Source organism: Solimonas sp. K1W22B-7 (assembly GCF_003428335.1).
In the GTDB taxonomy this organism is placed as follows: Bacteria; Pseudomonadota; Gammaproteobacteria; order Nevskiales; family Nevskiaceae; genus Solimonas_A.
Map to the genome: position 1 here is coordinate 5,325,510 of NZ_CP031704.1, position 18,584 is coordinate 5,344,093.

Consider the following 18,584-nt stretch of genomic DNA (forward strand, 5'->3'; position numbering starts at 1 on the left):
ATGCGGGCCAAGGCCCTCTGGCGTATTGAGCTGTCCTTACGGGCCGCCTATGGTCGGGGCATGAAGACGGAAGACCTGTCCAAGCCCACCATCGGCATCGCCTACGTGCAGCTGTCGCTGCAACTGGGGACGGAGCGCGGCATCTCCCACGAAGTCCTGCTGAAGGACCTGGGCATCGGCACGCTGCAGCTGGCGCAGCCGGACGGCCGCGTGCCCTTCCTGCAGTACGGCCGGCTTTGCGCGCGCCTGCTGCGGCTGACCGGAGAGACCGGCCTGGGGCTGGAATTCGGCCTGCGCACCACGCTCACCACCCACGGCCTGATCAGCTACGGCGCGCTATGCCAGGCGACGCTGCGCGAAGCCCTGCAGTTCACGCTGCGCTTCGCGCCGCGCCTGATGTCGCCCGGCTTCAGCCTGCGCAGCTTCGAAGAGGACGGCAGCGCGGTGATCGATCTCTCCGAAACCGTGCAGTACGGCCCGCTGCACCAGTACGCGGTGGACATGCACCTGTCGGCCACGGCGATGATGCTGCGCCAGCAGCTGCCCGGCCTGGCCACGGAACTATGGTTCAAGTGCGAGGAACCGCCGCACTTCGCCCGCTACCGCGACCGCCTGCCGTTGGCGCGTTTCGGCATGGGCGCCAACCAGATCCGCTTTGCCGCCGGCAACCTGGACCAGCCGCTGGCCACCGCCAACGCGGTGACGGCACAGCTGGTGCGCGGCCACTGCGAGCAGGAGTCCTCGCGCATCGCGGTGCCGGAGGACTTCGTCGGCCGCGTGCGCGCGCTGCTGGTCAACGGCCAGCAAAGCTACCCGGACCTGGAGACGCTGGCCAGCGGGCTGCACGTGTCGGCGCGCACGCTCAAGCGCCGCCTGCACGACCAGGGCTTCAGCTACAAGCGCCTGCTCGACGAGGCGCGCCAGCGCGACGCCACACGCCTGCTGAAGGAGACGGCGCTGTCGGTGGAGCAGATCGCGACGCGGCTGGGCTACTCCGACGCGGCGAACTTCTCGCGGGCCTTCCGGCGCGTGACGGGGGCTCCGCCGAGCACGGTGCGCGCGGGGGTCTGAAGAGAACCCGTGGGAGCGGCTTTAGCCGCGATCTTTTGGCTTTTTTTTCCCAAGATCGCGGCCAAGGCCGCTCCCACAAAGGAATCCTCTACAGCGTCTTCAAGTACTCCACCAGCGCCCTGCGCTCGTCGTCCGTCAGTTCCTCGGTGAACTCATGGCCCTGGTTGCCCTTGCCGTAGAGCAGGGTGTTCTGGATCTTGCGCGTCTCCACCTGCCACTGGCCCACGGCGGGAATCTCGAAGTTGATGTCCCAGGCGACGGAGCCCTGGATCAGGTCGAGGATGCCCTTGAGCGGGTTGTTCTTCCAGAGGATCGTGTACTCCGGCTGGCACTGGTAGAACGGGATGCCGCGGATGCCGGTGTCGCCGCACTTCACCTCGTCGTACTTCCAGCCGAGGTTCTGGAAGTCCAGCGCGCGGCCCAGGTTCGGGTCGAAGCCGCGGTCCACGCCGCTGGTGGTGCCTTCCGGCGTTTCCCGGCGCTTCCACATCTGCTTGCGGTCCGACGGCTTGAGCACTTCCCAGACATTGGGCACCGAGCCGTTGTGGAAGTACGGCGCACTGGCCCAGACGCTGTGCAGCGGCGGCGCGGTGTAGCCGATGATCTCGGTCTGGAACGAGCAGGCGCCGCGGATGCGCCCGACGAAGTCGTCCAGCGGCAGGCCCGGGATCAGTTGCAGCAGCGACACCACCGGCTGCAGCGCCTCGCGCAGGCCCGGGATGTTGAGACTGCCCACCAGGGTCTGCAGCTGCAGCGCCAGGCCGCCGGCCTTGATGTTGCCGGGGATCATGATCAGGTCGTCCATGGCCTCCATGCCCGGCAGCTTCTCCTCCGGCATCCTGTAGCCTTCCACCGCGTCGGGATACGAGTTCCAGATCGTGGAGACGGCGCCGCGCACGGTGCTGGTCCAGTTCTCGGCCTGCTTGCGGTCGGTGCCGATGATGTCCAGCGGCACGGTGTAGCTGGCCATGCCGACCAGCTTCGGATGCGGCAGGTAGTTCGGATCATTGGCATAGCGCGGCGAGTAGGCACCGTGGCAGCCGGCGCAGGAGCCGTTGCCGCCTTCCGGCGCCGGACGGTTCTCGTTCATGCCCTCGGCCCAGAGGTCCTTGTTGTGGAACAGGATCGCGCCCTGCTCGGCCAGCGGCCGGTCGATGCAGCCGGCCGGGTCGCCGGACTGGCGCGCACCGCTGCTGCCGCTGCAGAAGCCATAGGGGTACTTGGGCCCTTCCACCGAGTCATGCCACAGGCGCACGTCGTCGAAGTCGCCTTCGCGCGCCTGGTTCCAGTGGCCGCCCTGCAGGTTGGCGCCGGCACCGAAGTACATGTCGCCGCGGCTGCCGTCGCTGGAATGCGCTCCGAACCACAGGTAGCGGGCCTTGTTGTGCGTCCACCACCAGGCCGGGGAGTCCTGGTCGCCGGTGCTGCCGCCGAAGGCGGTGAGCCAGAACACGTCGCGCGCCAGGTAGATCGGCGTGAAGGCGTGGTCCAGCGTGTCGACGTCGCGCAGCATGTAGAGGATGACGATGTCGTCGTCCGCCGCGTGCGTGCCGCGCGTGGTGTTGACGTTGACCGGCAGGCCGATGAAGGGCGGGAACTGCGACTTGCCGAGCAGGCCGGTACGCAGCAGTTCGTTGATCTGCAGCCCGAAGTCCTGGAGGCTGTTGGGCGAGCCCATGAAGCTGCCCGAGGGGTTCTTGCCGTAGGCGGAGATCAGCGCCGGGTCGGCCTGCACTTCGCCGGCATAGCCCACCGCCTCGCCGCTGCCGATGCGGCCGGCATGGCAGATGAAGCAGTTGATGCCGAGGTTGCCGCTGTACTTGCCGTCCTCGGTCCTGCCCTGCGACCAGCCCAGCGGCAGCTTGCCCGTGCCGCCGAAGCTGGCGCTCAGCTGCGCCTTCTCCTCGTCGTCGATCGGGTAGGGGTTGGGGATCGGCGAGGGTGCGAAGCCGTAGCGCTCCACCAGCTGCGCGTCGAAGTCGCTGGGGCGTTCGGCCAGGCCCCATTGCTTCCAGACGTTGCCGTAGATGCTGGCCGGAATGGCGCCGGCGTCGCCGGTGGTGGGATGGCGGGCGATGAAGTCGAAGCCGTGCGCCGCGCGCTGGCGGAACTCGCCGCAGGTGGTCGGGTTGCGCTTGGCGGTGTGGCGCGGCGCCTCGCCCTTGGCGACCAGGATGGCGTTGGCGCGTGCCTGGTTCTCGAACAGGGCCTCGGTATGGCAGTTCTCCCAGGGATCGTTGACCCAGACCGCCGAGTTCCCGTTCTTGAAGATCGGGCCGTCGACCTGCAGCAGGTGGCGCGGATCGTCGTCCCAGCTCACCGGCGTGGAGTCCGGCTTGCCCTCGCAGAACTTCGTGGCCCAGAAGCGATGCCCGGTTTCGTCGGCGCTGCCCAGCAGCGGCAGCAACGGACCGCCGCCGCCCACGCCGCCGCCCAGCAGCGCGGCGCAGGCGCCGGGATTGTCCCAGCAGCCCAGCAGGATCTTCATGTTGGTGTAGCCGGGGCTGCCCACCGGCCAGGGCGCGCCGCCGCTGTGCGTGTGCTGGCCCGAGGCGTTCTGCAGGATCAGGTTGTTTTCCACGCCCCTGCCCAGCGCGGTCCAGCTGGCCTTGAGCAGCGGGTAGTCCTTCGACTTGTCGGAGGACAGCATGAAGCGCTTGCCCTCGGCCGTGTCGGCGACGCCGCCCGGCACATGGCAAGTGCGGCAGAAGTCCAGCGTCGGGGCGACGTTGGAGGAGAAATGGCTCTGCTCGTCCTTGGCGGCGCCACCGCCCCCGGGATTGCCGCCGCCGTTGCCGCCGCCCGCCACCGGATCGCTGCTGCCGCTGTAGCTGCCGCAGGCCGACAGCAGCAGCGACGCGGCCATGGCCAGCAGCGCTTTCATGTTCCTGTATTGCCGCATTCCCTCTCTCCCCATCTCGCACATGGCTGGAACCGGCAGGGTTCCTGGCTGATGCGAACTATCGTTTCGATACTCCACTGGGGCCAGCGCAGGCTGCGCCAATTTGCTTGTCAGATAAGGCCGCAGCGACGCCGCAAAGGCCTTTTCGCTGGCCTTTCCGGCGTTTAAGCGCCTGTTTCCGCGACCGTAGACGCCATCCGCTTGGCAAAAGGTGCCAATCTGCTTATCGAAGGGGGCCAAAGGGCCAAAGCCTATTGAGGCCTGTTGCGGGGGGTACTAGTTTGGCCAGCATGAAACACGAGGTCCTCCATAACAGAACCATCCCGCTGACCTACGTCCTGCTGACGATGCAGCAGGCCGAGGAACGCGGCGTCAGCCGCGCGCGGCTGCTGCGGGGCCTGCCGATCTCGCCGGCCGTCTTCGAGCAGGCCGAGACGCGTTTGTCGCTGCTGCAGTACACCCAGATCATCTACCGCGCGCTGGAAGAGACCGGCGATCCCTCGCTGGGCTACGAATTCGCGCTGCGCTGCAACCTCACCGCACACGGCTTCTTCGGCTACGGGCTGATGAGCCAGCCGACGCTGCGCGAAGTCGTGGAGTTCGCCATCCGCTTCGTGCAGCTGTGCACGCCCTGCTACAGCGTGCGGCTGTCCGAGGATGCGACCGACGCGGTCATCGAGGTGTCGGAGGCGATTCCCTTCGGCCCGCTGTACCAGTACGGCTTCGACATGTTCCTGGTGTGCTTCGCGCGCATGGCGCAGCAGCTGGAGATTCCCTTCGGGAACGACCTGGAGCTGTGGTTCCCCTGGCCGGAGCCGCCGCATTTCGAGCGCTACCGCGACCAGCTGCCGGCACGACTGCGCTTCTCGATGCCGGCCTTCCATATCCGCGTGCCGCGCAAGTACGCGAACCTGCCGATCCGCACCGGCAACGCGCTGACGGCGCAGCTGCTGGCGCGGCAGTGCGAGCGCGAGCTGTCGCTGCTGGGACTGTCCAACGACCTGCTGGCACGGGTGCGCGCGGCACTGGCCACGCGCATCGGCAGCTACCCCGATCTGACCACGCTGTCGCAGGGCCTGTTCATGTCCACGCGCACGCTCAAGCGGCGCCTGCAGGAGCATGGCCGCAGCTACCAGCAGCTGCTCGACGAAGCGCGCCACCGCGACGCCCTGCGCCTGCTCGACGGCCACGGCCTGAGCATCGAGGAGATCGCCGACCGTCTCGGCTACAGCAGCTCGGCGAACTTCACGCGCGCCTTCCGCAAGTGGACCGGCACCACGCCGGGCGCATGGCGCCATCGCGGCGCGGAACTGCCGATGGATGCCGCGCTGGTCCCTGCCTGAAGGCCGCTTTGCCGCGGGCCCGTTGGCATAACGTGCCAATGTACATTTCTTATCGGGCCAAGCGTCGAAACCGCATTGTCCACGGCAAACCCGCGCGATATGTTCGCCGCCATGACGGTGGACACGCTCTCGCTTCCGACGGTGCACAACGCTTACGGGCTGCTGACGCTGCAGCTCGCGGCGAACCGTGGCATCGACCGCGAGCTGCTGCTCGAGGGCATCGGCATCAGCGCGGCGCTGCTGCACAAGCCCGAGGGACGCATCACGCTGCGCCAGTGGGGCCGGCTGATCGCACGCACGCTCAAGCTCACCGGCCAGCCCGGCATCGGCTACGAGTTCGGCATGCGCAACAACCTGACCTCGCACGGCATCTTCGGCTACGGCCTGCTGAGCCGCGCGACGGTGCGCGAGGCCTTCGAGTTCGGCTCGCGCTTCCATCCGCTGACCACCGTGGCCTGCGGCATGCGCCACTACGCGGACCGGGGCCAGGCGGTGCTGCAGCTGATCGAATGCGTGCCCTACGGCAGCGTGCGCCAGAGCGTCATCGAGATGAGCCTGGTGAGCTGGTGGCACACGCTGGTGCAGAGCTTCGGCGGCATCCAGCCGCAATTCGAGATCTGGTTCGAATGGCCGGAGCCGGCCTACTACGCGATGTATCGCGACCAACTGCCGCCGGTGCGCTTCGGCACCGGGGTGAATGAACTGCGCTGCCCCGCGGCGCTGCTGGACAAACCCTTGACGACCTCCAACCCCGTGACCGCGCCGCAGATCCTGGCGCAATGCGAACGCGAACTGAGCCTGCTGCAGCCCTCGGGCGACTGCCTGACGCGGGTGCGTGCCGCCCTGCTCAGCAAGCCCGGCGAGTACCCCGGCCTGGACGAAGTGGCCGAGCGGCTCTGCACCTCCTCGCGCACGCTCAAGCGCCGCCTGCAGCAGCAGGGCGCCAACTTCCAGCAGCTGCTCGACGAGGTGCGCCACCGCGAGGCGGTGCGCCTGCTGGAGAACCCGACGCTGAGCGTGGAGGAGATCGCCAACCGCGTCGGCTACAGCAGCTCGGCCAATTTCACCCGCGCCTTCCGCAAGTGGGTGGGTAACACGCCGGGCGCCTTCCGCACCGAGATGCGGCGGCAGCAGCGCACCCAGTAAGCCGCACCGCGCCCGCGCGGATGAGCGCGGCCCCTGAACCATGGGATGATCGGGGCATGTTCCTGCCACCGGTGTCGCCATGCTCCGTGTCCTTGCCGCCGGCCTGCTGGCCGGCTTCACCTGTGTTTGCTCCGCGCAGGAGCCCGCCTTGAGCGACGACCCCTACCTCTGGCTCGAGGATGTCGGCGGCGAGCGGGCGCTGGACTGGGTGCGCGGGCAGAACGCGCACAGCCTGGGCGAACTGCAGGCCGACCCGTCCTATGCGCCGCTGCGCCGCGACCTGCTGGCGATCCTGGATTCCGACGCCCGCATTCCCGACGTCCACCAGATGGGCGGCCACTGGTACAACTTCTGGAAGGACGCCGCCCATCCGCGCGGCATCTGGCGCCGCACCACGCCGGCGGAATACCGCAGGGCCCGGCCGCGCTGGGAAACCCTGCTGGACCTGGACGCACTGAACCGCGCCGAGAACGAGAACTGGGTCTGGCATGGCGCCGAGTGCCTGCGCCCCGCGCCCGGCCAGTCCTGGGAGCGTTGCCTGGTGGCCCTGTCGCGCGGCGGCAGCGACGCCGACGTGACTCGCGAGTTCAGCCTGGTCACCAAGGGCTTCGTCGCCGACGGCTTCCAGCGGCCCGAGGCCAAGGGCGCGCTGTCCTGGATCGACCGCGACAACGTCTATGTCTACAGCGACTTCGGCCCCGGCTCGCTGACCGAGTCCGGCTACCCGCGCGTGGTCAAGCAATGGCGCCGCGGCACGCCGATGAGCGATGCGACGATCGTCTACGAGGGTAAAGGCTCCGATCTCTACATCGCCGCCCGCCACGACGACTCGCCGGGCTACGAGCGCGACTACGTGATCCGCTCGCTGGCCTTCTACAACGAGGAGCTGTACCTGCGCGGTGCCGACGGCGCGCTGACGAAGCTGGACGTGCCGAACTCGGCGGACAAGACCATCGCGCGCGAGTGGCTGCTGCTGCAGCTGCGCGAGCCCTGGACCGCCGGTGGCCGCGACTACACGGCCGGCTCGCTGCTGGCGATCCGCTTCGAGGCCTTCATGGCCGGCAAGCGCGGGTTCACGCTGCTGTTCGAGCCCGACGCGCACAGCTCGCTGGCCGGCATCAGCTGGACCCGCGGCCATTTGCTGCTCAACGTGCTGCAGGACGTCAAGAACCGGCTGTTCGTGCTGACCCCGGCAGACGGCGCGTGGCCGCGCGAGCCGCTGGCCGGCGCCCCGACCATCGGCACGGTGATGGTGGAGGGCGTCGACCCGGACGAGTCCGACGATTACTTCATGATCGCCACCGGCTACCTCACGCCGAGCACGCTGTACCACGCCGCGATAGGACAGAAGCCCAAGGCGCTGAAGGCGGCGCCCGCCTTCTTCGACGCCAAAGGCCTGCAGGTGCAGCAGCACTTCGCCCGCAGCCGCGACGGCACCCAGGTGCCTTACTTCCTGGTGTCGCGCAGGAAGCTGACGCGGGACGGCAGCAACCCGACGCTGCTCTACGGCTATGGCGGTTTCGAGGTGTCGCTGACGCCGGCCTACAGTGCCGGTGTCGGCCGCGGCTGGCTGACGCAGGGCGGCGTCTACGTGGTGGCCAACATCCGCGGCGGCGGCGAGTACGGCCCGCGCTGGCACCAGGCCGCGCTGAAGCAGAACCGCCTGCGCGCCTACGAGGACTTCGCCGCGGTGGCGCAGGACCTCGTCGCCCGCAGGATCACCTCGCCGAAGCACCTGGGCATCCAGGGCGGCAGCAACGGCGGCCTGCTGGTGGGCAACATGCTGGTGCAGTATCCGCAGCTGCTCGGCGCGGTGGTCTGCCAGGTGCCGCTGCTGGACATGCGCCGCTACCACAAGCTGCTGGCCGGGGCCTCGTGGATGGCCGAGTACGGCGACCCCGACGATCCCGCGCAGTGGGATTACATCCGCGGCTTCTCGCCCTACCAGGCGCTGCGCAAGGACGCGAAGCTTCCGCCGGTGCTGTTCATGACCTCCACCCGCGACGACCGCGTCCACCCGGGCCACGCCCGCAAGATGATGGCGCGCATGCTGGAGCAGGAGCACCCGGCGCTGTACTACGAGAACATCGAGGGCGGCCATGGCGGCGCGGCGGACAATGCGCAGCTGGCGACGATGCAGGCGCTGGCCTACACCTTCCTGCGGCGGCAGCTGATGCGCTGAGGCGGGCGCTCGACTTGTCGGGAGTGCCGGGCACCGGGTGCCGGCACTCTCGCCATGCAATGCGCCCGCTTCCGAGACCTCCGTCCCAGGCCGCCGCCGATCGCCTCGCGGCCATGCCGGGCGAACTGTGATTCGCTGCCGTTTCTTCGGCACCAGTTTCCGAAACTGTGACTGCGTCCCGCGTTTGCGGCGACGACGCGGCAGAGCATGCGTCTCCATCGGGATGCTGGCGGCAACGCGCAACGTCCGGCCGCGGCGAAGCGTCGCGCAACGGCCCTTGCGATGTCGGCGCATCACGTTGCCGTACCCAAGGAGAGTCACCATGCCGGAAGCAATCAACGTCAAGGCCGTCCGCATCAATCCCGCCCTGCTCAGGGCCACCGCGCGCCTGCGGCCGCAGGTCAAGTTCAAGTTCCAGGTTCCCAAGCGCGCCGAACTGTTCGCCGCGCCGGTCAAGCTGGCCCACGGCGGAACGGTCAACGTCACCGCGCTGCGCAATCCCACCGCCTCCAGCCGTACGTCGCGCAAGAGCTCCGGCACCGGCAACCAGGGCGCCTGGGCCTGCAGCACGGCGAGCTACTCGATGGAGATCATCAGCCGCGAGGCGGCGGTGCTGAATCCGAACTTCGCCAACATGTATCCGGGCGCGGTCTACGACTACAAGGAAATCGCCAACGGCAGCTACAAGCCGCTGCCCTACACGCGCAAGCCGATCTCGATCAACGTCGACGGCATGACCTTCGCCAAGGCGGCGATGACCGTGCCGCATCCCTCGCAGTCCACGATCCGCCAGGCCATCGCCACCATGAAGGGCAGCCAGAAGGCGCAGGGCGGCAGCCGCACCTTCGGCAGCTCCTTCGAGGTGCTGTCGGAGGAGGACCTGTTCATCCGCACCGGCGGTTCGGGCTACTTCCTGGGCTTCGGCGGCTCGCACCAGGTGGACTACAAGTCCAACCGCAAGTCCTACAAGTACTTCATCGACGTGGCGCAGACCTACTACACGATCGGCGTGGACGACACCGTCAACGAGCCCTCCGACTTCTTCGTCACCAAGGCCGAGCAGCCCAGCAGCAAGGACGCGCTGGACGAGGCCAAGATCGATCCGAACTGGGTCTACGTCGAGGACGTGGCCTACGGCCGCCTGCTGCAGGTGATGTTCGAGAGCGACGAAGACCTGGAGACCGTCGGCATCGACGTCAAGGCGCACGCCAACCTGCTGGTCGCCGGTGGCGAGGGCAGCCTCAGCTCCGACCAGCGCAGCATGCTCAGCCGCACCACGATCACGCTGGCGGCGATCGGCGGCAAGGCTGAGTACGCCGGCAAGCTGGTCAACAGCACGTTCGCCGACCTGCGCAGGCGCGTCGACGATTACTTCGGCGGCGCCAACGACGAGGTGCCCATCGCCTACAGCCTGCGCACCCTGGACGGCTCGCTGGTGGGCACGAAGATGATGACCGAGTTCACCAGCCGCCAGTGCTCGCCGCTGGCCACCAAGTACAAGGTAACCTGGAAGAACGTGCGCTGCCTGCGCAGCGACGACCAGGACAGCAACAGCAACCCCGAGGACACCAAGCTGCTGGTGCGTATCCGTGCCTGGGACGGCAAGGGCAAGGACATCGTCGACCAGGCCAAGATCAACCTGCCGATGCTGCAGATGCAGGAGGTGATGAAGGCCGCCGGCAAGGAGCTGTGGACCTTCGGCAAGGGCAACGAGGACCATCCGGTGGAACTGGCGACCGGAGAGGTGCGCGACTTCTCGACCAACTACCTGGTCTTCCCGATCACCCCGGGCGACAAGAACGCCAAGATCGGCATCCGCGCCGACGTGCTGGAGTACGACGGCTTCGGCGACGTCGACGACAACTTCGCCGACGAGGCCAAGAGCTACACCGTCGCCGACGTCGGCAGCGGCAAGGACGTGAAGCTGCTGTGCACCCACGATGACTCGCGCATCGAGTTCAACTTCCGCATCGAACCGATCTACGAGTAAACCGTTTTGCCTGGCCCGGGCGGACACGGATGTCCGCCCGGGCCTTTCTTTGCCTGCGCCACCGGGGGCGGAACGCACGGAATGCTGCGCTTTGCAGGGCCTGCCGGCCGGTTTCACGCCTTTCTCGCCGCGGCGTCACAAAAGCTTCGCAGAACCGTCACGGGCAGGTTACCGGCACGGCCTAGCCTGAGCACTGTATGAACGGAGTGAAGCCATGCGTATTGCCTATGGCGTAATGGGCTACGGACGCGGGCATGCGATGCGGACCATGTCCGTGCTGCCCGCGCTGATGCAGGAGCACGAGGTCACCGTCTTCGCCGGCGGCGACGCCTACGACGTGCTGGCACCGCTGTTCCCGACGGTGCGCATCCCCACCATCGGCTACCGCTACAACCTGCACGGCAGCCACTCGCTGCCGCGCACCTTCAGCGAAAACCTCGCGCCGATGACCGACCTGCTGTTCGGCGGCCTGGGCATGGAGCAGATGGCGCGCGAGTTCCGCGAGCGTGGCATCGAGCTGGCGATCTCCGACTCCGAGGCCTGGACGCACCGCACCGCGCAGAAGCTGAAGATTCCGCGCATCAGCTTCGATCACGTCGGCATCATCGCCTACTGCAAGCCGCACTTCCCGCCGGACCTGTGGCTCACCGGCATGCGCGATGCCGTCGGCTACCGTTCGCTGATGGGCATTCCCGAGCGCATCCTGATCTCCAGCTTCTATCCCGCCGAGGGCAAGTACCCGGGCGTGAAGGTGATCGGCCCGATGCTGCGCGACGAGGCGCTGCGCACCAAGCCGACCCGCGGCGACTACCTGCTGTGCTACTTCAACAAGGGCGAGCACCAGTTCCTGCCGCAGGTGGACCGCGCGCTGCGCCTGCTGGACCACCCGGTGGTGATCTACGGCACGCCCTATCGCGGCAAGGTCGAGAATCTCGACTTCCGCGCGCCCAGCAACGAATGGTTCCTGCACGACCTGGCGCATTGCCGCGCCGTGCTGTCCACCGCCGGCAATGTCCTGATCGGCGAGGCAATCCACTTCGGCAAGCCGATCCTGGCCATGCCCGAGGACGCCTTCGAGCAGCGCCTCAACGCCTACATGATCGAACGCATGGGTGTGGGCATGCGCGCCGAGATGAAGCGCCTGACGCCCAGCGACGTCGATCGCTTCATGGGCAACGACGAGTACTACCGCTCCAACATGGGCGAACATGCCCGCGACGGCCGCGCCGAGGCCATCGCCACGCTGCACCAGTACATCGAGGAGCTGGGTGGCTCCCGCTCCAAAAGCCGCGTGAAGAAGCGCGCCGCGGCCCGCCCGCGGGCGGGCAGGGTCCTGCAGCAGCCGGCCTGAGCCCGGCCGCGGGGCAAGAAGAACAACGCAGTCCGCAAATGGACGCGAATGAACGCAAATCGCTGATTCTTCTTATTCGCGTTTATTTGCGGCCATTTGCGGCCATTTGCGGACTGAGCTTCTCTGTTCGCACAAGATCCGGCGCTTGGCACCGGAATTGCGTCGTTCCCCCCATACGAGAATCCGCTCGGACGAGGGGAGAGGACCGATGCGCCAGCCGATCCGGGGGTCGCGATGAGCGCGGCCGCCAAGAAGAAAGCACCCCGCCCTCCGAAGCCCCGGTCTGGCCCCCGCACCGGGCTGGTGCTGACCGCCGGCGGCGCGCGCGGTGCCTACCAGGCCGGCGTGCTCAAGCGCATCAGCGAACTGCCGCGCCTGCGCGGCAAGCCCCTGCCGTTCCCGATCATCACCGGCGCCTCCGCCGGCGCCATCAACGGTGCCGCGATGGCGTCCTATCACGGCGACTTCGGCTTGGGCGCCGAACTGCTGGCCAAGCTGTGGGCACAGCTCACCGTCACCGACGTGTTCCGTACCGACACCGCGGCGCTGGCGCGCGGCGCCGCCGACCTGGTGCTGGACATGGCCCTGGGCGGCCTCACCGGCGCCGGGCGCACGCAGGCGCTGGTGGACACGGCACCGCTGCAGGCCTTCCTCGGCCGCCACCTGCCGCTGGAGAACATCGCCAAGGCGATCGACCGCGGCGGGCTGGAGGCGATCGCCGTCACCGCCACCGGCTACCACTCCGGCAAGGCCTTCACCTTCGTGCAGGGCCGGCCCGGCCGGCCGCTGTGGAACAAGAGCCGCCGCGTGGCGCTGGCGACGACACTGACGCTGGACCACATCCGCGCCTCGGCCTCGATCCCCATCGTGTTCCCGCCGGTGCCGCTGTCGGCCGGCGGCTCCACCGCCTGGTTCGGCGACGGCGCCCTGCGCCTGACCACGCCGCTGAGCCCGGCGATCCGCCTCGGCGCCGAGCGCCTGTTCGCGATCGGCGTGCGCTGCCAGGAATCGGCCGACAGCCTGCTGCGTTCTGAACTGTCCACCGCCGACGACGTGATCTCGGGCCTGAACCGCCCGCCGCTGGCGCAGATCTGCGGCGTGTTCATGAACGCGATCTTCCTGGATCACCTCGACGCCGACCTGGACCACCTCAAGCGCATGAACGAACTGGTGGCGGCCTACCAGCAGGCCGCGCGCGGCAAGGTCCAGGAGGGCGTGTCCGAGCCGATGCGCATCCTGCGGCCGCTGGTGATCTCGCCTTCGGCGGACATCGCCATCATCGCCAAGACCCTGGCGCACCGCATGCCGCGCAGCATCCGCTACGTGCTCGACGGCCTGGGCACGCCCGACGCGCAGAGCGCCGACCTGACCAGCTACCTGCTGTTCGACACCGCGTTCACGCGCGAGCTGATCTCGCTGGGCTATCGTGACGCGGCGCAACGCATCGACGAGATCGAAGATTTTTTGTTGGCCGACTGAGAACTGCATCCACTTGTCTGCAACGCAATGCCGCTAATCTGCCGCCGCGGTAGAGGGTGCTGCGCACGGGCAGCGGGGGAGAAAGTTGGCCCGGTTCATGCTCCATCCCTACCGGGTTGTTTCGCCTTGAGCCAAAGGATTACCCCCGTGTTAGACAAGATTGCACTCCCCCTGACCATTTGCACCCTGTTGCTGATCGGCGTCGCCGGAATGGTGGCCGGTCTGTTCTACCTTGGATCGGCCACCGGCATGGTGCTGATGCTGTTCGGCTTCCTGGTGGGCGTCAGCTCGCTGGTGGTGCTGGGCTTCTTCGGCCGGGCGAACTTCGGCTGAACCCCAGGCAGGGGTCTACTCTACAAACCCCTGCAGCAGCTGCAGCATCAGGCGGTTGTTGCCGGCGAAGTGATCCAGCTGCGCCATGATCTGCTCCGGCGCCTGCACGTAGCGCGCCGGTGCCGGCCGCTCATGCTCGAACCATTCGCGAGCATTGGCGGCGGTCACCTCCAGGTGGAACTGGATCGCCGCGATGCGGCCGTCCACTTCGTAGGCCTGGTTGGCGCAGGCCTCGGAGGACATCAGCGTCTGTGCGCCCGGCGGCAGGGCGAAGGTATCGCCGTGCCAGTGGAAGGCGGTGAAGCGTGGCGGAAAGCCGCCGAAGAACTTCGAGCGGCGCCCGGCCTCGCTCAACTCCAGGTCGAACCAGCCGACCTCGCTGTGGGCATTGCGCGTCACCGGCCCGCCGAGCACATCGGCGATCAGCTGCGAGCCCAGGCAGATGCCCAGCAGCTTCTTGCCGGAGTTCACCGCCTGGCGGATCAACGCCTTCTCCGCACGCAGCCAGGGATGTGCGTCGTGCTCGTAGATGTTCATCGGGCCACCCATCACGATCAGCCAGTCGAAGCTGTCGGCGGAAGGCGGCGTCTCGCCCTGCTGCAGGCGGGTGCAGCTGACGGTGTCGCCACGCTGCGCCAGCCAGGGGGCGATGCAGCCCAGGTCCTCGAAGTCGGCGTGCTGCAGCCAGTGGACGCGCATGGGGCATCAACTCGGGTAAATAGCCGTTCGCGCTGAGCCTGTCGAAGCGTGAGCGGCAGGTAACCATACGGTGGATGAATCCGTTCATGGTTCGACAGGCTCACCATGAACGGATCGCGCTAGATGCTTTTCGGCACTCCAAAGCTGTTGAGCAAGTCTTCTACAGGTACCAGCAGGCCCGCGTCCGCCTGGGCCAGACCCTTTTCGATCGAGCGCCGCAGGGCGAGTTCGTAGACCACATCTTCCCAGGTCGCATTGTCAGGTAGCTGGTCAATCAGCTGATGGGCCTGCTGCTTCAGATTTGCTGGAGTCGTCATGTCCCGGTCCTGCCTTTGTGTCCAAGTTTAATCCTTGGCGCGGCCCTTGAACTCCAGCGCCGCCGAGTTGATGCAGTAGCGCAGCCCGGTCGGCTTGGGGCCGTCGGGGAAGACATGGCCCAGGTGGGCGTCGCAGCGGGCGCAGAGCACCTCGACGCGGCGCATGAAATGGCTGTTGTCCTCGCGGCTGGCCACCGCGCCGTTCACGGCGGGGTCGAAGAAGCTCGGCCAGCCGGTGCCGGACTCGAACTTCTTGCTGGAGTCGAACAGCGGCAGGCCGCAGCAAACGCAGTGGAACACGCCGTCGCGATGGTCGTCCCAGAGCGCGCCGGTGAAGGCGCACTCGGTGCCACCCTGGCGGGTCACACGGTACTGTTCGGGGGTCAACGCGGCACGCCATTCGGCGTCGGTCCTGGTGATTTTTTCCATGGCGCTATCTGCAGGGCTCTCGGCTTCAATTCAAGCCGGGTCATACTACGCCGTCCCTCCGCCCGGGGTCACGGCCCCGCGGCACTTCCGGCCGCGGCGCCGGTCTGAGGCCATATTTTCCGAGAACCCAGAACTCATGCAGATCCCGATGAAGCGTCTCGCCCTGGCCGCCTGCGCCGCCCTGCTGGTGGCCGGTTGCGGCAGCCTGCCCCTGTTCACGGGAGCCCCCAGGGGCCCGGTCTCCGGCATCGACCCGGAGAACTTCGACAGGAAGGTCCGCGCCCAGGACGACCTCTACCGCGCGGTCAGCGGCGGCTGGATGGCACGCACCGAAATCCCCGCGGACAAGGCCAGCTACGGCGCCTTCACCGAGATCGACGACCGCGCCGAAGTGCTGCTGCGCAAGATCATCGAGGAGTCCGCCGCCGACAAGAAGGCGGCGGCGGGCAGCGACACGCAGAAGGTCGGCGACTACTACCGCGCCTTCATGGACGAGCGGCGCGTCAACGGCCTGGGCCTGGCGCCGCTGCGCCCGACGCTGGCGCAGATCGACGCGCTGCAGGACCGCAGGCAGCTGCCGAAACTGCTGGCCGGGCTGTCGAAGATCGGCGCCGGCCCGGTCCCCGCCTGGATCGACCAGGACGCCAAGGACTCCACCCGCTACATCGTCTACCTCGAGCAGGGCGGCACCGGCCTGCCGGACCGCGACTACTACCTGTCCGCCGACGCCAAGTTCGCCGAGATCCGCCCGAAGTACGTGGCGCACATCGCGAAGATGCTGACCCTGGCCGGCATCGCCGACGCCGAGGCCACCGCGCAGAAGATCATGGCGCTGGAGACCACGCTGGCGCGGGCGCAGTGGACCAAGGTGGAGTCTCGCGACGACGACAAGACCTACAACCTGCGCACGCTGGCACAGCTGCGCAAGCTGACGCCGCGCTTCGACATGCGCGCCTACCTGACGGAGCAGGGCCTGGGCGCCACGCCGGGCGTCGTCGTGCGCCAGCCCAGCTTCTACAAGGCCTGGGACAAGGCCATGGCCGAGCTGCCGCTGCCGCTGCTGCGCGACTATCTCAAGTGGCAGCTGCTGAGCGACTTCGCACCGTATCTGTCCAAGGACCTGGTCGACGAGAACTTCGCCTTCTACGGCACCACGCTGCGCGGCATCCAGAAACTCAAGCCGCGCTGGAAGCGCGGGGTGGACGTCACCGAGGGCGCGCTGGGCGAGGTCACCGGCCGCATCTACGTCGCGCGCCACTTCCCGCCGGAAGCCAAGGCGCGCATGCAGAAGCTGGTGGAGACCCTGCTGGCGGCCTACGGCGACAGCATCCGCAAGCTCGACTGGATGAGCCCGCAGACCAAGGAAAAAGCGCTGCTGAAGCTGTCCAAGTTCACCACCAAGATCGGCTATCCCGACAAGTGGAAGGACTACTCGGCGCTGGTGGTGAAGCCCGACGACCTGCTCGGCAACGTCATGCGCTCCGCCCGCGTGGAGCACGAACGCGAGGCCGCCAAGCTGGGCAAACCGATCGACCGCGGCGAATGGTTCATGACGCCGCAGACGGTCAACGCCTATTACAACCCGGCGATGAACGAGATCGTCTTCCCGGCCGCGATCCTGCAGCCGCCGTTCTTCGACATGCAGGCCGACGACGCGATGAACTACGGCAGCATCGGCGCCGTGATCGGCCACGAGATCGGCCACGGCTTCGACGACCAGGGCTCCAAGTTCGACGGCGACGGCAACCTCAAGTCCTGGTGGACCCGCGCCGACCGCGCGCGCTTCGAGCAGCGCACGAAGAAGCTGATCGAGCAGTACGGCCGCTTCGAGCCGGTGCCGGGCCACAAGGTCAACGGCGAGCTGACCATCGGCGAGAACATCGGCGACCTCGGCGGCCTCGCCATCGCCTACAAGGCCTGGCAGACCTCGCTGGCCGGCCAGCCCTCGCCGGTGATCGACGGCATCAGCGGCGAGCAGCGCTTCTTCATGGGCTGGGCGCAGTCCTGGCGCCGCAAGTACCGCGAAGCCGACCTGGTGCAGCGCCTCAAGACCGATCCGCATGCGCCGGACGAATACCGCTGCAACGGCGTGGTGGTGAACCTGCCGGCCTTCTACGAGGCCTTCGGCGTCAAGCCGGGCGACAGGCTCTACCTGCCGCCGGAGCAGCGCGTCAGCATCTGGTAGTCCTGTCCAGGAAAGGAAAAAGCCCCGGATCGCTCCGGGGCTTTTTGTGGCCCTCAGCAGGGCTCGGAGTCGGTCAAGGCCGCACGCACTTCCTGGGGCGTCAGCGTCTGCTGCACGCCGTTGAGTTCCAGGGTGGCCCCGCCAGCGGCGTCGAAGTCGAACTGCACGCTGCTATTGCCACTGACCAGGCGCAGGCTGCCGCCGGCCGGGTAGCCCTGCTCGCCGAGGCTGATGGCCTGCGGCGTGCTGGCGGTCACCAGGCCGCCCTGGCAGCCGCTGATGCGGTACTGGTAGGGCCCGCTGATGATCAGCGCGCTGGCCGTGCGGTACTGGCGGAAGGCCGTCGTGCCACTGCCCAGGCGCACGTCCGCGGAAAACTTGTCGCCATAGCTGTTGGCGTCCAGGTCGTAGTGATAGACCGTGCGAAAGTCGACGGCACCGTCCTGCGCAATGCGTGCCTCCACCCTGCCGCGCAGGCCCATATCCTCGCGGTACAGCAGCGCGTTGCCGTCGCGCACCTCGAAGTGCCTGTCGTAAGGCTCGCTGCCGGCGCCGTAGAGCAGGTAGCCATAGCGCGAGCCGTCGTTGAGGGTGCCGCTACGACCGTCTTCGAGGACGCCCTGGTACTCGGTGGTCAGCTGCTCGCCCTGCTCGCCGGTCCCCGGCATCCGGCAGTGCGAACCGGTCTCCCGCGTGACCCCCATCGACAGGACCACGCCGGAGAAGTAGTCGAAGCTGTGATTGCGGGTACTGGATTCATAGACATATTTGCCCCCACCCGGGCAGGCCTGCTTGGCGCGCTGCCGCGGCCCGAACAGCCGCTGCGCATCGACGACGCCCCAGTTGCCGTGGCCGTGGCGCTTGGCACGCGCCGTATCGGCGTTGTCATCGTCGGGCAGGTTGTTCACCACCACGTTGATCACGGTGCCGGCAAAGGTCAGCTCGCGCAACGCGTCGGCCTTGCTCTCGAGCTGGACCGGCGCCGAGCCGCCGTCACCGCCATCACCGCCATCACCGCCGCCTCCACCGCAGGCCGACAGAAGCACCACGCTGCCAGCAACCATCGCGGGCGAGATTTTTTTGATCATGGGAATCCGGCTTTGTCTTTCTTCGATGCGAAGCAAACCAGGGGTCCGGACGCGGTGCAACCTGACTGG

14 protein-coding genes are annotated in these 18,584 nt (G+C 67.7%); 9 read left to right on the forward strand and 5 right to left on the reverse strand.

From position 1 onward, the window contains the following. Positions 1-60: 60 nt before the first annotated feature. Positions 61-1,071 (forward strand): AraC family transcriptional regulator, encoded by a 1,011-nt coding sequence (locus tag D0B54_RS23845; RefSeq protein WP_162932672.1) that lies wholly within the window; start codon positions 61-63, stop codon positions 1,069-1,071. Positions 1,072-1,159: 88 nt separating this feature from the next. On the opposite strand, the gene D0B54_RS23850 is transcribed toward D0B54_RS23845, so the two are convergent. Next, positions 1,160-3,955, reverse strand: a complete 2,796-nt coding sequence (locus D0B54_RS23850) for a hypothetical protein (protein ID WP_117294849.1) — start codon at positions 3,953-3,955, stop codon at positions 1,160-1,162. Positions 3,956-4,263: 308 nt separating this feature from the next. Between D0B54_RS23850 and D0B54_RS23855 the strand changes: the two genes are divergently transcribed. From D0B54_RS23855 to D0B54_RS23885, 7 genes are all read left to right on the forward strand, one after another. Continuing rightward, positions 4,264-5,316, forward strand: a complete 1,053-nt coding sequence (locus tag D0B54_RS23855) for an AraC family transcriptional regulator (protein ID WP_117294851.1) — start codon at positions 4,264-4,266, stop codon at positions 5,314-5,316. A 75-nt stretch (positions 5,317-5,391) separates the two neighbouring features. Next, the gene (locus tag D0B54_RS23860) at positions 5,392-6,462 is read left to right on the forward strand and encodes an AraC family transcriptional regulator (protein ID WP_162932673.1); all 1,071 of its coding nucleotides are present in this window, start codon (positions 5,392-5,394) and stop codon (positions 6,460-6,462) included. Between the two features lie 79 nt (positions 6,463-6,541). Further along, positions 6,542-8,644: a prolyl oligopeptidase family serine peptidase gene (locus tag D0B54_RS23865; protein WP_117294855.1), complete on the forward strand. Its 2,103-nt coding sequence runs from the start codon at positions 6,542-6,544 to the stop codon at positions 8,642-8,644. A 322-nt stretch (positions 8,645-8,966) separates the two neighbouring features. Beyond that, positions 8,967-10,634, forward strand: coding sequence for a thiol-activated cytolysin family protein (locus D0B54_RS23870; protein ID WP_162932674.1), 1,668 nt, complete (start codon positions 8,967-8,969; stop codon positions 10,632-10,634). Between the two features lie 214 nt (positions 10,635-10,848). Further along, positions 10,849-11,985, forward strand: coding sequence for a glycosyltransferase family protein (locus tag D0B54_RS23875; protein ID WP_117294859.1), 1,137 nt, complete (start codon positions 10,849-10,851; stop codon positions 11,983-11,985). Positions 11,986-12,288: 303 nt separating this feature from the next. Then, the gene (locus D0B54_RS23880; RefSeq protein ID WP_240433507.1) at positions 12,289-13,464 is read left to right on the forward strand and encodes a patatin-like phospholipase family protein; all 1,176 of its coding nucleotides are present in this window, start codon (positions 12,289-12,291) and stop codon (positions 13,462-13,464) included. A 147-nt stretch (positions 13,465-13,611) separates the two neighbouring features. Continuing rightward, entirely contained in the window at positions 13,612-13,797 is a 186-nt protein-coding gene (locus tag D0B54_RS23885; RefSeq protein ID WP_117294863.1) for a hypothetical protein, read from the forward strand. 15 nt (positions 13,798-13,812) lie between these two features. Here the strand turns inward: D0B54_RS23885 and D0B54_RS23890 are convergent, their stop codons facing one another. The 3 genes from D0B54_RS23890 to msrB form a co-directional block, all read right to left on the reverse strand. Further along, entirely contained in the window at positions 13,813-14,496 is a 684-nt protein-coding gene (locus D0B54_RS23890) for a type 1 glutamine amidotransferase (RefSeq protein WP_117294864.1), read from the reverse strand. Between the two features lie 119 nt (positions 14,497-14,615). Continuing rightward, on the reverse strand, positions 14,616-14,813 hold the full coding sequence (locus D0B54_RS23895; RefSeq protein WP_117294866.1) for a hypothetical protein: 198 nt from the start codon (positions 14,811-14,813) through the stop codon (positions 14,616-14,618). A gap of 27 nt (positions 14,814-14,840) precedes the next feature. Beyond that, positions 14,841-15,242 carry a peptide-methionine (R)-S-oxide reductase MsrB gene (msrB, locus tag D0B54_RS23900; protein WP_117294868.1) on the reverse strand — a complete coding sequence of 134 codons (402 nt, stop codon included), beginning with the start codon at positions 15,240-15,242 and terminating at the stop codon, positions 14,841-14,843. Positions 15,243-15,390: 148 nt separating this feature from the next. Between msrB and D0B54_RS23905 the strand changes: the two genes are divergently transcribed. Next, complete coding sequence (locus D0B54_RS23905) at positions 15,391-17,427, forward strand: M13 family metallopeptidase (RefSeq protein ID WP_117295497.1); 2,037 nt, start codon at positions 15,391-15,393, stop codon at positions 17,425-17,427. 53 nt (positions 17,428-17,480) lie between these two features. Here the strand turns inward: D0B54_RS23905 and D0B54_RS23910 are convergent, their stop codons facing one another. After that, entirely contained in the window at positions 17,481-18,515 is a 1,035-nt protein-coding gene (locus D0B54_RS23910; protein WP_117294870.1) for a hypothetical protein, read from the reverse strand. Positions 18,516-18,584: the final 69 nt, after the last annotated feature.